General features: G+C 53.7%; 13 protein-coding genes. 7 read left to right on the top strand and 6 right to left on the bottom strand.

What is annotated here, in order from left to right; all coding sequences use genetic code 11:
* The first annotated feature begins 415 nt into the window (after nt 1-415).
* The 7 genes from LH23_RS02975 to LH23_RS02945 all read left to right on the top strand — a co-directional run bounded on the left by LH23_RS02975 (nt 416) and on the right by LH23_RS02945 (nt 9,090).
* Nucleotides 416-1,348, top strand: coding sequence for a TIGR01212 family radical SAM protein (locus LH23_RS02975; protein WP_039288176.1), 933 nt, complete (start codon nt 416-418; stop codon nt 1,346-1,348).
* Between the two features lie 61 nt (nt 1,349-1,409).
* Nucleotides 1,410-3,752 (top strand): aerobic respiration two-component sensor histidine kinase ArcB, encoded by a 2,343-nt coding sequence (gene arcB / locus LH23_RS02970; RefSeq protein ID WP_039288173.1) that lies wholly within the window; start codon nt 1,410-1,412, stop codon nt 3,750-3,752.
* Between the two features lie 231 nt (nt 3,753-3,983).
* The gene (gene elbB, locus LH23_RS02965; RefSeq protein WP_039288171.1) at nt 3,984-4,637 is read left to right on the top strand and encodes an isoprenoid biosynthesis glyoxalase ElbB; all 654 of its coding nucleotides are present in this window, start codon (nt 3,984-3,986) and stop codon (nt 4,635-4,637) included.
* Complete coding sequence (gene mtgA / locus LH23_RS02960) at nt 4,634-5,362, top strand: monofunctional biosynthetic peptidoglycan transglycosylase (RefSeq protein WP_039288168.1); 729 nt, start codon at nt 4,634-4,636, stop codon at nt 5,360-5,362. The genes elbB and mtgA overlap by 4 nt, the downstream gene beginning before the upstream one ends.
* Before the next feature lie 46 nt (nt 5,363-5,408).
* Nucleotides 5,409-6,536: a sugar diacid recognition domain-containing protein gene (locus tag LH23_RS02955; protein ID WP_039288165.1), complete on the top strand. Its 1,128-nt coding sequence runs from the start codon at nt 5,409-5,411 to the stop codon at nt 6,534-6,536.
* 138 nt (nt 6,537-6,674) lie between these two features.
* Nucleotides 6,675-7,943 (top strand): GntP family permease, encoded by a 1,269-nt coding sequence (locus LH23_RS02950; RefSeq protein WP_039288161.1) that lies wholly within the window; start codon nt 6,675-6,677, stop codon nt 7,941-7,943.
* 10 nt (nt 7,944-7,953) lie between these two features.
* Nucleotides 7,954-9,090, top strand: coding sequence for a glycerate kinase (locus LH23_RS02945; protein WP_039288159.1), 1,137 nt, complete (start codon nt 7,954-7,956; stop codon nt 9,088-9,090).
* A 15-nt stretch (nt 9,091-9,105) separates the two neighbouring features.
* Here the strand turns inward: LH23_RS02945 and npr are convergent, their stop codons facing one another.
* From npr to lptB, 6 genes are all read right to left on the bottom strand, one after another.
* Nucleotides 9,106-9,378: a PTS phosphocarrier protein NPr gene (npr, locus tag LH23_RS02940; RefSeq protein WP_008454837.1), complete on the bottom strand. Its 273-nt coding sequence runs from the start codon at nt 9,376-9,378 to the stop codon at nt 9,106-9,108.
* Nucleotides 9,375-10,229, bottom strand: a complete 855-nt coding sequence (gene rapZ, locus LH23_RS02935) for an RNase adapter RapZ (RefSeq protein WP_008454836.1) — start codon at nt 10,227-10,229, stop codon at nt 9,375-9,377. Before rapZ ends, npr begins: the two co-directional genes overlap by 4 nt.
* A gap of 46 nt (nt 10,230-10,275) precedes the next feature.
* A complete protein-coding gene (gene ptsN, locus LH23_RS02930; RefSeq protein WP_039288156.1) occupies nt 10,276-10,773 on the bottom strand; it encodes a PTS IIA-like nitrogen regulatory protein PtsN in 498 nt (165 codons plus the stop codon).
* An 81-nt stretch (nt 10,774-10,854) separates the two neighbouring features.
* Complete coding sequence (gene hpf, locus LH23_RS02925) at nt 10,855-11,142, bottom strand: ribosome hibernation promoting factor (RefSeq protein WP_008454833.1); 288 nt, start codon at nt 11,140-11,142, stop codon at nt 10,855-10,857.
* Nucleotides 11,143-11,164: 22 nt separating this feature from the next.
* Entirely contained in the window at nt 11,165-12,598 is a 1,434-nt protein-coding gene (rpoN, locus tag LH23_RS02920) for an RNA polymerase factor sigma-54 (protein ID WP_039288153.1), read from the bottom strand.
* A 48-nt stretch (nt 12,599-12,646) separates the two neighbouring features.
* Nucleotides 12,647-13,372 (bottom strand): LPS export ABC transporter ATP-binding protein, encoded by a 726-nt coding sequence (gene lptB, locus LH23_RS02915; RefSeq protein WP_008454830.1) that lies wholly within the window; start codon nt 13,370-13,372, stop codon nt 12,647-12,649.
* Nucleotides 13,373-13,375: the final 3 nt, after the last annotated feature.

The following is a 13,375-nucleotide window of genomic DNA, read 5'->3' as shown; positions in this document are numbered from 1 at the left end:
TCTTATTTATACAAAACTGTGCTAAGAGTGACTTAATATTATGAATTTAATGGTTTTTTGTTCTTTTTTGACTGTGGGGAAACGACGACGAACGCCGAGTGTTATGTGATCGTCCTCACTATCCGAAAGGCCGTGAAACTCCAGACCATGCTGGCATGAATGATATTGCCAGCATGATATGCTGCTTAACCCCCGTGAAGTGCAGCATGACACTGTTTTTCACCGTTCGTCATATTCTTTAAATAAAGGGCCGCATCATAAGGAAAAGTAATCAAGCCTTATGTGAATAGAGTTGCACTTATTTTGAGTTTATATGCAATAGATAAGGCTGCGCCGAAGCGATTGATCCAGGTCATCGCCGGTGCGAGAAGAAAATGGCAGGCTAGTCCCCTTTTTCGGGACGGCCCATCAGATTATGCAGTTACAGAAATTAGTCAATATGTTTGGCGGCGATCTCTCTCGTCGCTACGGGCAAAAAGTCCATAAACTCACGCTGCATGGCGGTTTCAGTTGCCCCAATCGCGACGGTACGATCGGGCGAGGCGGCTGTACTTTTTGCAACGTGGCCTCTTTCGCTGATGAAACCCAGCAGCACAATTCCATTGCCGAGCAGCTCGCACACCAGGCCAGCCGTGTGAATCGTGCTCAGCGCTATCTGGCTTATTTCCAGGCCTATACCAGCACCTGGGCTGAAGTGCAGGTGTTGCGATCGATGTACCAGCAGGCGGTCAGCCAGACCAGCATCGTGGGGCTGTGCGTGGGTACCCGGCCTGACTGCGTGCCCGACAGCGTGCTGGATTTGCTAAGCGATTATCACGCTCAGGGCTATGAAGTGTGGCTGGAGCTGGGGTTACAGACGGCGAATGACAAAACGCTGCATCGCATCAACCGTGGGCACGATTTTGCCTGTTATCAGGAAACTACCCGCCGGGCCCGAGCGAGGGGGTTAAAGGTTTGCAGCCATCTGATTGTCGGTTTACCGGGTGAAGGCCAGTCGCAATGTATGAACTCGCTGGAGCAAGTGGTTGAAACCGGTGTAGACGGCCTGAAGCTACACCCTCTGCATATCGTTGACGGAAGCATTATGGCCAAAAGCTGGCGAGCAGGTCGCCTTGAGGGGATCGCGCTGGATGAGTATGTCGTCACCGCGGGAGAAATGATTCGCCATACTCCGCTTGATGTCGTGTTCCATCGCATTTCGGCTAATGCCCGGCGTCCAACCTTGCTTGCCCCTTTATGGTGTGAGAACCGCTGGGCCGCGATGGTGGATATCGACAAGTATTTGCTGGCGCACGGGGCGCAGGGTTCAGCGCTGGGCACGCCGTGGGATCTCTCAGTTCTTTCGTAAATCCTGAGCCCGGTTCCTTTTTGCGGTATATTTAGCGCATCCAAGGCGAAGGAATCGTTCCATGAAGCAAATTCGGTTATTGGCGCAGTATTACGTTGATCTTATGGTGAAGCTGGGGCTGGTGCGCTTCTCCCTGCTGCTGGCTTCGGCGCTGGTCGTGTTGGCGATGGTGGTGCAAATGGCCGTCACCATGCTGCTGAGCGGCCAGGTTGAAAGTATCGACGTTGTCCGCTCTATCTTCTTTGGGTTGTTGATTACGCCCTGGGCGGTTTACTTCCTGTCGGTTGTAGTTGAACAGCTTGAGGAGTCCAGGCAGCGGCTATCGAAGCTGGTGGAAAAGCTGGAGGAGATGCGTGAGCGCGACCTCATTCTTAACGTGCAGCTTAAGGACAATATCGCCCAGCTTAACCAGGAAATCGCCGACCGTGTAAAAGCGGAAGCCGAGCGCCAGACCATGCTGGAGCAGCTTAAAGTTGAAATGCAGGAGCGTGAGGAGACGCAAATCCGGCTCGAGCAGCAGTCCTCTTTCCTGCGCTCTTTCCTTGATGCTTCGCCCGATCTGGTCTTCTATCGCAACGAAGACCGGGAGTTTTCAGGCTGCAACCGGGCGATGGAGTTGCTGACCGGCAAGAGCGAGAAACAGCTTATCCACCTCAAGCCGCAGGATGTGTACTCTGCCGAAGCCGCTGAGAAGGTGCTGGAAACAGACGAAAAAGTGTTCCGCCACAACGTGTCTCTGACCTATGAGCAATGGCTGGACTACCCGGATGGCCGTAAAGCCTGCTTTGAAATTCGTAAAGTGCCTTATTACGACCGCGTCGGTAAACGCCACGGGCTGATGGGCTTTGGCCGCGATATTACCGAGCGTAAGCGCTATCAGGACGCGCTGGAGCGTGCGAGCCGGGACAAGACCACCTTTATCTCCACCATCAGCCACGAGCTGCGTACGCCGCTGAATGGCATTGTCGGCCTGAGCCGTATTCTGCTGGATACCGATCTCACCGCCGAGCAGACCAACTATCTGAAAACGATTCATGTTTCTGCCATTACGTTGGGCAATATTTTCAACGATATCATCGATATGGACAAGCTCGAGCGCCGCAAAGTGCAGCTCGATAACCAGCCGGTAGATTTCACCAGCTTCCTTGCTGATTTGGAAAACCTCTCTGGGCTGCAGGCTCAGCAGAAAGGGCTGTCGTTTGTGATGGACCCGACGTTACCGCTGCCGCACAAGGTGGTGACAGACGGAACGCGTCTGCGTCAGATCCTCTGGAACCTGATCAGCAATGCCGTGAAGTTCACGCCAAAAGGGGGATTAGTCACGGTACGAGTTCGCTATGAAGAAGAGAGCTGCCTGCGCTTTGAGGTTCAGGACTCCGGGATAGGTATTCCGGTGGATGAGCAGGACAAAATCTTTGCTATGTACTATCAGGTTAAAGACAGCCACGGCGGCAAGCCTGCGACCGGAACGGGGATTGGGCTGGCGGTTTCTCGCCGTCTGGCGAAAAGTATGGGCGGGGATATTACCGTCACCAGCAAGCCGGGTGAAGGTTCCCTGTTCACGCTGACCGTTCAGGCGCCGAGCGTGGCCGAGGAAGTGGAAGACACGCTGGAAGATGACGATATGCCGCTGCCTGCCCTGCATGTGCTGCTGGTGGAGGATATTGAGCTTAACGTTATCGTGGCGCGTTCTGTGCTCGAGAAGCTTGGCAACAGCGTTGACGTAGCAATGACCGGGAAAGACGCACTGGAGATGTTTATACCGGGCGAATACGACCTGGTGCTGTTGGATATCCAGTTGCCGGATATGACCGGGCTGGATATCTCCCGCGAGCTGAATAAACGCTTTAGCAAAGACGAGCTGCCGCCGCTGGTGGCGCTAACGGCTAACGTGCTGAAAAACAAAACTGAGTATCTTGAGGCCGGGATGGATGATGTGCTGAGTAAGCCGCTCGCCGTGCCTGCCTTGATGTCGATGATCCAAAAATTCTGGGATAAGCAGATAACGGAGAAGGAGCCTGTGGTGACAAAAGTCGATAGTGAAAAACAGCAAGCGTTACTCGATATTCCGATGCTCGAACAATATATCGAGCTGGTGGGGCCGAAACTGATTACCGATGGCCTGGCGATGTTTGAAAAAATGATGCCGGGTTATTTAGAGGTGCTCGATTCCAATATGACCGCGCGGGATAACAAGGGCGTGGTGGAAGAGGGGCATAAAATTAAAGGTGCGGCAGGTTCTGTTGGTTTGCGGCATTTACAGCAGGTTGCCCAGCAAATTCAGTCCCCAGATTTACCTGCGTGGTCTGATAATGTCGGGGAATGGATCGAAGAGCTGAAACAAGAGTGGCAACATGACGTTAGCGTATTAAGAGCGTGGGTTGCGGACGCTGGAAAAAAATGACCCCGGCCAGGCCGGGGTGCGCGAATACTGCGCCAACACCAGGGAAAACAGGGTTGCGCCTTTTTTAGCGTTGAATTATCGAACGGCACAACCAGCAATTCGCGGGCTGTCAGCCATATAAGATAGCAAACCTTAAAATATTTGTTACGTGAATCAGTAAAATATGTGAAGCATAGCGATCAAATTAACGTGGCTGATACTGATTCACCTGGAACAAAAAGGAGCGGGCGGATGAAAAAAATAGGCGTAGTGCTAAGCGGCTGTGGGGTTTATGACGGTAGTGAGATTCATGAGGCCGTATTAACGCTGTTGGCCATTTCTCGTGCTGGTGCTGAAGCAGTTTGCTTCGCGCCGGATAAACCTCAGTCTGACGTGATCGATCATTTAACAGGCGAAGCTGCAGCAGAAACTCGCGACGTGCTGGTAGAAGCTGCCCGTATCACTCGCGGCAATATTCAGCCGTTGCGTGAAGCTTTGTCTGAAAACCTTGACGCATTGATTGTGCCGGGTGGTTTTGGCGCGGCTAAAAATCTAAGCACCTTTGCTTCGCAGGGCGCTGATTGTGAGGTTGATGCAGATTTACGCCGCCTGGCGAGGGAATGTCACGAGCAGGGCAAACCGCTCGGTTTTATGTGTATTGCCCCGGCGATGTTGCCAAAGATTCTGGATATGCCTGTGCGTCTCACCATTGGCACGGATATCGATACCGCTGAAGTGCTTGAAGCAATGGGCGCTGAGCATGTTCCTTGTCCGGTAGATGATATCGTGGTGGACGAAGAACAGAAGGTCGTCACCACTCCTGCTTACATGCTCGCGCAAAATATCGCTGAGGCCGCTGCCGGGATCGACAAGCTGGTTGCCCGCGTGCTGGAACTTAGCGCATGAGTAAAGGGCGTTTCGCGCCGTGGCAGTGGGTTAAACGCTGGCTACTGAAAGTTGTTCTGGCGGTTTTGGCGGTCTGGTTCATGGGCATCCTGGTTTTCCGCTTCCTCCCGGTGCCGTTTTCCGCAGTGATGGTGGAGCGGCAGTTCAGCGCGTGGTTCAGCGGCAACTTCGGTTACGTTGCCCATTCTGACTGGGTTTCCATGGATGATATTTCGCCGTGGATGGGGCTAGCGGTGATCGCCTCTGAGGACCAAAAGTTTCCCGAGCACTGGGGCTTTGATACCGATGCCATAGAAAAGGCCCTGTCTCACAACGAGCGTAACGAAAAAAGGGTACGAGGCGCGTCGACGATTTCCCAGCAAACTGCAAAGAATTTGTTTTTGTGGGATGGGCGGAGCTGGCTCCGTAAAGGGTTGGAAGCCGGCCTCACGGTGGGGCTTGAAACCGCGTGGAGCAAGCGACGTATTCTGACGGTGTATCTGAATATTGCCGAATTTGGTGAAGGCGTTTTTGGCGTGGAGGAAGCCTCTCGTCGCTACTTCAACAAGCCAGCCAGCCGGCTGACGCCCGCCGAAGCCGCGCTGCTTGCCGCCGTCCTGCCTAATCCGATTCGTTTTAAGGCTAATGCGCCTTCAGGCTATATTCGCCAGCGCCAGCAGTGGATTTTGCGGCAGATGCGCCAGCTGGGCGGGGAGTCATTCCTTGAGCAACATAATTTAAAATAACCCGCACATGGCGCACTCGCACCGCCTCCCCGACAAGGTAAACGCTATGATGACCTCCTGCCTTAAAGAAGATACCGCCCGGCAAATTGTCCAGCGCACCATGAGCATTATCGATCACTCGGTGAATGTGATGAGCGAACAGGGCGTGATTATTGCCTCTGGCGATCCGCGTCGTCTGCATCAGCGTCATGAAGGTGCTGTCCTGGCCCTGACAGAAAACCGAACCGTGATTATTGATGAAGCTTCTGCCCGGCGGCTGAAAGGGGTTAAACCCGGCATTAATTTGCCTATCGTCTTTCGCCAGAAAATTGTTGGCGTGGTGGGGATTTCTGGCGAGCCAGAGAAAGTGCAGGCTTACGCTGAACTGGTCAAAATGGCGGCCGAGTTGATCCTTGAACAGGCGGAAATGCTTGAGCAAAATCAGTGGGAAAAGCGCTACCGGGAGCAACTCACAGCGCAAATTATTTCCGGGCAACAAAGTCTGGCGGAGCTGCGCCCTATGGCCAGCGGTCTTGGCGTAGATCTTGAGCTGCCACGGATTGCGCTGATGATTGATTTTCCCTCTCGGGATGTTTTGCGCCAGCGGGAGCTGCTCGAGCGACTCGGCGGTTACGACAGCCAGGCGTTAGTGACGCCCGTCGGCTTTGAACAAATCGCCATGCTGTTACCCCTGGGCGGCGGACGAGCTGAGGAGCCGCTGGTTTTGTTGAAAAAAACGCTGCGGAAACTTCATTCTCAGCTGCTGGCGCATTTTGAGGTCACCCTGTCAGTTGGAGGATTCTTCGACGGTGACGATGGGTTACGGCGTTCCTGGCTTAGTGCCGTAGCGCTACATGAGATGTCTGCAAGGCAAAAAGTTGGCCGGTCGATTTTGTACTATCAGGATCTTTTATTGCCTGTGCTGCTCAACGGACTTTCCGGCAGCTGGCAGGCCGATGAAATGGGGCGAGCGTGGCAAACTCTCTGTAAGGCTGATTCGAAAGGTGTGCTTCGCCGCACGTTGCGCTGCTATTTTGAACAGAATTGTGATCTGTCTCAAACGACAAAATTGCTGCATATTCACGTCAATACACTGCGCTATCGGCTCAGCAAGATAGAGTCAATAACGGCTTTAAATATTAATAAGTTAGATTCAGTACTTCAGCTGTTTATTGGTATGCAGCTTAGCGACTGATTTGTAGCAATCTACAAAAAAGCGTTTCTTACGCCGTCCATTTTCTGGTGTTTCCTCTCAAGCTATTCGCTGCCTGCTCAGGGTAATGTCCCGCCGTACCTTTCGATCTCCCTAAAAAAATCAAAACAGGAGTGAGTTATGACCACGGTTTCGGCTCTGGGCGCCCTGGTGGCGCTGGTTGTTTCTATTGTTCTTATTTTACGCAAGGTTCCCCCGGCCTACGGCATGATTGCCGGTGCTCTTGCTGGCGGATTAGTCGGCGGCGCCGATTTAGTGCAGACGCTTTCGCTAATGATTACCGGGGCGCAGGGGATTACCAATGCGGTACTGCGCATCCTCGGGGCAGGCATACTGGCGGGGGTGCTGATTGAGTCCGGGGCCGCCAACACAATTGCCGAAACTATTGTCCGTAAGGTTGGCGAGAAAAGGGCGCTATTTGCTCTGGCAGTGGCGACCATGTTGCTGACCGCCGTCGGCGTATTTATCGATGTCGCCGTGATTACCGTTTCACCTATTGCACTCGCGATTGCTCACCGGGCCGATATTTCGAAAATGGCTATTCTGCTGGCAATGATTGGCGGCGGGAAGGCTGGCAACGTTATGTCGCCCAACCCTAATACGATTTCGGCGGCCGACGCTTTCCATGTTCCCCTCACCGACTTAATGATGGCGGGCATCGTGCCGGGTCTGTTTGGTCTGGTGCTGGCCTATTTCCTGGCGAAGCGGTTGCAGCATCGGGGCTCCAAAGTTTCCAGTAACGAGCTTATTGCCGGGGAAAAAGAGAAGGCCTTGCCCGCGTTTGGTGCGGCAATAGCGGCTCCGCTGGTGGCTATCTGCCTGCTTGCACTTCGCCCGATTGCCGGCATTGCGATTGATCCGCTGGTTGCGTTGCCGATAGGCGGCCTGATTGGGGCTATAGTGATGGGGCAGTGGCGGCAGACAAATCATTTTATGGTGTCGGGGCTGGCGCGTATGTCTCCGGTAGCGATTATGCTGCTGGGGACCGGAACGCTGGCCGGGATCATCGCCAACTCCGGGTTGAAGGATGTACTGATTAGCGGTTTAACTGCCTCCGGCATGCCGTCCTACCTTCTGGCTCCTTTTTCCGGTGCGCTGATGTCAATGGCTACGGCATCAACAACGGCCGGGACGGCGGTGGCTTCTGCCGTGTTTAGTTCAACGCTTGTCGATATGGGCATTTCTGCACTCGCCGGGGCGGCAATGATCCATGCCGGGGCAACGGTGCTTGACCATATGCCGCACGGCAGCTTTTTCCATGCCACTGGGGGGAGCGTGAATATGCAGGTTCACGAACGCTTAAAACTGCTTCCCTATGAAACCGCCGTTGGTTTGGCCATCGCTTTTGTTTCAACCCTGATGTTTGGCGTGTTTAATTTAGCGGGTTAATGAGGTTGCCATGAAAATTGTTATTGCCCCCGATTCTTTCAAAGAGAGCCTGAGCGCGATGCAGGTCGCTGAGGCCATTGAGCAAGGTTTTCGCGAGATTTACCCGAACGCAGAGTATATCAAGCTGCCGATGGCCGACGGAGGAGAAGGCACCGTTGAATCTATGGTTGCCGCGACGCACGGGCAAATCATCCCTGTAACGGTGACCGGCCCGCTGGGGCTGCCTGTTGAGGCTTTCTTTGGCATAACGGGCGACGGTGAAACCGCCATCATTGAAATGGCGGCCGCATCAGGGCTGCATTTGGTGCTGCCCGAAAAACGAAATCCGCTGCTGACCGGTACTTTTGGCACCGGGGAGCTTATTCTGGCGGCGCTGGATCGCGGTGCTCGCAAAATCATTATTGGTATCGGCGGCAGTGCGACCAATGACGGCGGGGCCGGTATGATGCAGGCGCTGGGCGTCAGGCTTCGTGATGAGCAAGGCAATGAGCTTTGTGCCGGCGGTGCTGCCCTGGCCGGGCTTTCAGAGATAGATGTTAGCCAACTGGATGCTCGCCTGGCGCAGTGCGACATTCTGGTTGCCTGCGATGTTGATAATCCACTGTGCGGTGAACGCGGTGCGTCGGCGGTTTTTGGGCCGCAGAAAGGCGCTACGCCCGAACAGGTTACGCAGCTTGATACTGCTCTCAGGCATTATGGCGAACAGTTGGAGCACAGCAGCGGCAAGGCTGTGATTACCGTAGCAGGTGCCGGGGCAGCAGGAGGCATGGGGGCATCTTTGTTTGGTTTACTTCATGCTCGCCTGCAGCCCGGAGTGGAAATTGTCACGGACGCTTTGCGGCTTGCCGACGCCGTTCAGGGAGCAGACCTGGTTATTACCGGAGAAGGACGTATAGACAGTCAGACCATTTACGGCAAAACGCCGATTGGCGTGGCGAGGGTAGCTAAGCGTTTTCAGGTACCGGTTATTGCGCTGGCGGGTGGGATGACGACTGATTACGGCGTAGTCCATCAGCACGGTCTCGACGCCGTTTTCTCGGTGCTTAACCGGGTACAGACACTGCCGGAGGCGTTGGAAAGGGCGGGCGAGAATATTAACGTGACGGCGCGAAACGTTGCCGCAGTATGGAAAATAGGGCGCGGTTAGATCCGCGCACAGCGGTTAGTCTTCGTCAAATCCGGCATTGAACAGAGCAATCACGGCAGCCAGGGCTTGCTCTTCTTCCGGGCCAGTGACTTCTATTTCGATATGGCCTCCTTTGGCTGAATCCAGCATAAGGAGGGCAATCACGCTGCTGGCTTCGGCCTCGGTCCCCGCTTCATTTCTCAGCATCACTTCTGCATCAAAACTTTGTACCAGCTCAAACAGTTTCATCGCCGGGCGCGCGTGCATGCCCAGCTTGTTGGTGATTTCAACGGTCTGCTTTACGCTCATGTTTTACGTTTTTCCAGCGTGCGGTGACGGGACTGGACGTTCTTCCCGCGTGAACGGAAGTAGTCGGCCAGTTGCTCTGCAATATAAACCGAGCGGTGTTTACCACCGGTACAGCCAATCGCCACGGTCAGGTAGCTACGGTTGTTGGTTTCCAGCATCGGTAACCATAACTCAAGATAGCTGCGGGTCTGGTAGATAAAATTGTGTACTTCTGTGTGCCTGTCGAGGAAGGCGGCGACCGGGCGGTCGAGGCCGGTCATTGGGCGAAGTTTTGGATCCCAGTGCGGGTTCGGCAGAAAACGTACGTCGAACACATAATCGGCGTCAATTGGTATGCCATGCTTAAAGCCGAAAGACTCGAACACCATGGTGAGTTCGCGTTCACGTTTACCCAGCAGGCGAGTACGCAGCATCTCTGCCAGTTCATGCACCGACATTTCTGAGGTGTCGATAATCAGGTCCGCTCGGGATTTTAGCGGTTCGAGGAGATCGCTTTCTTCATCAATCGCACTTTCCAAAGAGAGATTTTTGCTGGAAAGCGGATGCAGACGGCGTGTGTCGCTGTAGCGGCGAATCAGCGTATTACGATCGGCATCAAGGAACAGTAACTGCGGAGAAAAAGCGTCTGGCAGGCTGTCCATCGCGTGCTCGAAGATCTCCGGCGACTCCGGCATGTTGCGCACGTCAATGCTGACCGCAGCAGAGATTTGCCGATCGGCAAGCGTTTTTGCCAGCTCTGGCAACAGGACAACCGGCAGGTTATCCACGCAATAGAATCCCATATCTTCCAGTGCGCGCAAGGCTACAGACTTCCCTGAACCTGAGCGGCCGCTGACAATCATCAGCACCATGTAATCATTCCCCCGATTTATCTGTCTGAGACATCAAACGCGCCGATTATTCGTTTTCGCCGTCGTGATCGACTTCTGTTTCAGTAATTATCTGGTAAAGCTCTTCGTCACTGCTGGCTGAGCGCAGTCTGCGACAAATAGTTTTATCCGCCAGACGCTTGGCCACCAGGGAAAGCGTGTGCAGGTGAGTTTTTGTCTGGTCAGCCGGTACCAGCAGCGCAAATAACAGGTCAACCGGTTGATTGTCGATGGCATCAAAAGCGATTGGCGTTTCCAGTTGAATAAAGACGCCAACGGCGCGGAGCGTATCTTCCTCCAGTTTACCGTGAGGAATAGCGATGCCGTTGCCAATGCCGGTACTGCCCATACGTTCACGGGTCAGTACGGCTTCGAAAACGACCTGTGGTGGAAGACCAAGCTGCTTGGCTGCCAGTTCGCTGATGATTTCCAGCGCACGTTTTTTACTCTGGCAGTGGACGCCACTGCGAGTACATTCCTGGTTAAGGACATTGCTCAGTTGTAGAGCGGAATCGTTGTTCATCATAAGTTCACCTAAGCACTTTTGTGCAAACGGCCCGCTACTTAAGCAGCGGGCCGGCCATATGCACATCGGATGCCCGGATTATCAGTGTTGTTTTAGTTTATCTTTGTGTTTCGTTAACTGTCGGGCCAGTTTATCAATCAGGCCGTCAATCGCCGCATACATGTCCTGGCCTTCGGCACTGGCATGCAGTTCTCCACCGTTCACATGCAGCGTAGCATCCGCTGTATGGGTGACTTTTTCCACCTTTAATACAATATAGACCTGGTTGATTCTTTCGAAGTACTGCTCCAGTTTGGCAAATTTCGAGTTCAGAAATTCACGTAGTGCCTCAGTGATCTCGACGTTTTGTCCCGTAATGTTGAGCTGCATAGTGTCTTCCTTATCGGTGAAGTCACACCAGCTGTTTACGCTGGTTTGACGGTGGAATGGATAAAGACTCTCGGTACTTCGCAACTGTGCGGCGCGCCACCATGATACCTTGATCTGACAGCATTGAGGTTAACTTACTGTCGCTCAGCGGTTTGGCGGGGTTTTCCGCAGCTATTAACTTCTTCACCAGCGCCCGAATTGCCGTGGAGGAGGCTTCACCGCCGCCTTCGGTATTGACGTGGCTGGAGAAGAAATATTTCAATTCAAAGATGCCGCGTGGGCTATGCAAATATTTCTGAGTGGTCACCCTGGAGATTGTCGACTCATGCATGTCCACCGCCTGAGCAATATCGGCCAGCACCATCGGCTTCATGTGCTCTTCACCGTGCTCAAAGAAGGCCTGCTGCTGTTCAACAATGCAGCGGCTCACGCGCAATAGCGTATCATTGCGGCTTTCCAGGCTTTTGATCAACCATTTCGCTTCCTGCAGGTTACTGCGGATGAACTGCGAGTCGCTGTCATTGCGCGTATTGCCGCTCATGGCTGCATATTGCTGGTTGATTTTGAGACGCGGGATGCTGTCTGCGTTAAGCTCTACAACCCAGCGCGCCAGGTGTTTGCGCACCAGTACATCAGGGATAACGTACTCAGGTTCACCCGTTTGGATCGACTGGCCAGGGCGGGGATCAAGAGACTGAATCAGGCACATGGCCTCTTTAAGCGCGTCCTCTTTGATACGCGTGACGCGCATCAACGTCCGGAAGTCATGATTTGCCAGCAGATCTAAATGATCGCTAACGATAAGCCGGGCTTCCGCTAGCCATGGGGTCTCTTTGGCGTATTGAGAAAGCTGAATCAGCAGGCAATCGCGTAAATCCCGCGCGGCAACGCCGACGGGATCAAAACGTTGGATACGTTTGAGGACGGCTTCTACTTCGTCAAGGCTGACATCGTCGTGGCCCAGGCTCTCGAGAATGTCTTCCAGTGGAACAGTGAGATACCCGGTTTCATCCACCGCATCGACAATAGAAGTCGCAATAGCGGCATCCGTATCGGAAAATGGTGTCAGATCGACCTGCCACATCAGGTAATCCTGGAGTGACTGGGTCGTTTCACCCTGGTAGATCGGTAGCTCATCGTCCAGATAGTCCGTTCCTGTCCCTGAAGGGGTACCGGCGGTGTAAATCTCATCCCAGCTGGCATCCAGAGGCAGCTCATCGGGCATTTCTTTCTGCTCGAGGGCTTCACGGGTATCCATTGCTTCGCTCTCAGGCATTTCCTGAGTATCGATCTCATCATGCAGGTCGGTTTGCTCAAGCAATGGATTACTGTCCAGTGCCTGCTGGAGTTCTTGCTGAAGCTCTAACGTTGAGAGCTGTAGCAGACGAATGGCCTGCTGCAGCTGGGGCGTCATAGCAAGTTGTTGGCTAAGCCGTAATTGCAAACCTTGCTTCATGTTCAGAGCAAACTTCCTCAAATAAGTCGTGTAAGACTTCCCACCCTATCAGAGTCTGAACTCTTCGCCCAGATAGACTCGCTTAACTTGCTCGTCTTCAAGGATTTCTTCCGGTGTTCCGTGGGCAATCAGATGCCCCTGACTAACGATGTAAGCGCGTTCGCAGACGGCCAGCGTCTCGCGGACGTTATGATCGGTAATCAACACGCCGAGGCCGCTGTCACGCAGGTGCTCGATGATGCGTTTGATATCAATAACGGAAATAGGGTCAACCCCGGCAAAGGGTTCATCCAGCAAAATGAATTTCGGGTTGGCCGCTAGCGCGCGGGCGATTTCAACGCGGCGACGTTCACCGCCGGAGAGCGACTGCCCAAGGTTGTTGCGCAGGTGCGAAATGTGGAACTCTTCCATCAGCTCGTTAGCGCGATCGTCACGCTGCTCTGACGTAAGATCGTCACGAATCTGCAGTACCGCCATCAGGTTATCAAATACGCTCAGGCGACGGAAAATGGACGCTTCCTGCGGCAAATAACCGATGCCGCGACGCGCGCGAGCATGTAGTGGCAGCAAGCTGATGTCTTCTTCATCAATAATGATGTTGCCCGCATCGCGTGGCACGATCCCCACCACCATGTAAAACGTCGTGGTTTTACCGGCACCGTTCGGCCCGAGTAACCCCACAATTTCACCTGATTTAACGGTCAGGCTGACGTCTTCGACTACGCGGCGGCCTTTGTAGGCTTTGGCCAGGTTTTTCGCAATTAAAGTTGCCATAAC

This window comes from Cedecea neteri (assembly GCF_000758305.1).
Lineage (GTDB): Bacteria > Pseudomonadota > Gammaproteobacteria > Enterobacterales > Enterobacteriaceae > Cedecea > Cedecea neteri_C.
Note: the sequence above shows the minus strand (reverse complement) of the source record. Positions and strands in the feature narration are given on the sequence as shown.

Excerpts from the sequence above, each read along its gene's own strand:
- rpoN (WP_039288153.1), bottom strand. The coding sequence starts at position 12,598 with ATGAAGCAAGGTTTGCAATTACGGCTTAGCCAACAACTTGCTATGACG.
- ptsN (WP_039288156.1), bottom strand. The coding sequence starts at position 10,773 with ATGATGAACAACGATTCCGCTCTACAACTGAGCAATGTCCTTAACCAG.
- hpf (WP_008454833.1), bottom strand. The coding sequence starts at position 11,142 with ATGCAGCTCAACATTACGGGACAAAACGTCGAGATCACTGAGGCACTA.
- arcB (WP_039288173.1), top strand. The coding sequence starts at position 1,410 with ATGAAGCAAATTCGGTTATTGGCGCAGTATTACGTTGATCTTATGGTG.
- mtgA (WP_039288168.1), top strand. The coding sequence starts at position 4,634 with ATGAGTAAAGGGCGTTTCGCGCCGTGGCAGTGGGTTAAACGCTGGCTA.
- elbB (WP_039288171.1), top strand. The coding sequence starts at position 3,984 with ATGAAAAAAATAGGCGTAGTGCTAAGCGGCTGTGGGGTTTATGACGGT.
- LH23_RS02950 (WP_039288161.1), top strand. The coding sequence starts at position 6,675 with ATGACCACGGTTTCGGCTCTGGGCGCCCTGGTGGCGCTGGTTGTTTCT.
- rapZ (WP_008454836.1), bottom strand. The coding sequence starts at position 10,229 with ATGGTGCTGATGATTGTCAGCGGCCGCTCAGGTTCAGGGAAGTCTGTA.
- npr (WP_008454837.1), bottom strand. The coding sequence starts at position 9,378 with ATGAGCGTAAAGCAGACCGTTGAAATCACCAACAAGCTGGGCATGCAC.
- LH23_RS02945 (WP_039288159.1), top strand. The coding sequence starts at position 7,954 with ATGAAAATTGTTATTGCCCCCGATTCTTTCAAAGAGAGCCTGAGCGCG.
- lptB (WP_008454830.1), bottom strand. The coding sequence starts at position 13,372 with ATGGCAACTTTAATTGCGAAAAACCTGGCCAAAGCCTACAAAGGCCGC.
- LH23_RS02975 (WP_039288176.1), top strand. The coding sequence starts at position 416 with ATGCAGTTACAGAAATTAGTCAATATGTTTGGCGGCGATCTCTCTCGT.
- LH23_RS02955 (WP_039288165.1), top strand. The coding sequence starts at position 5,409 with ATGATGACCTCCTGCCTTAAAGAAGATACCGCCCGGCAAATTGTCCAG.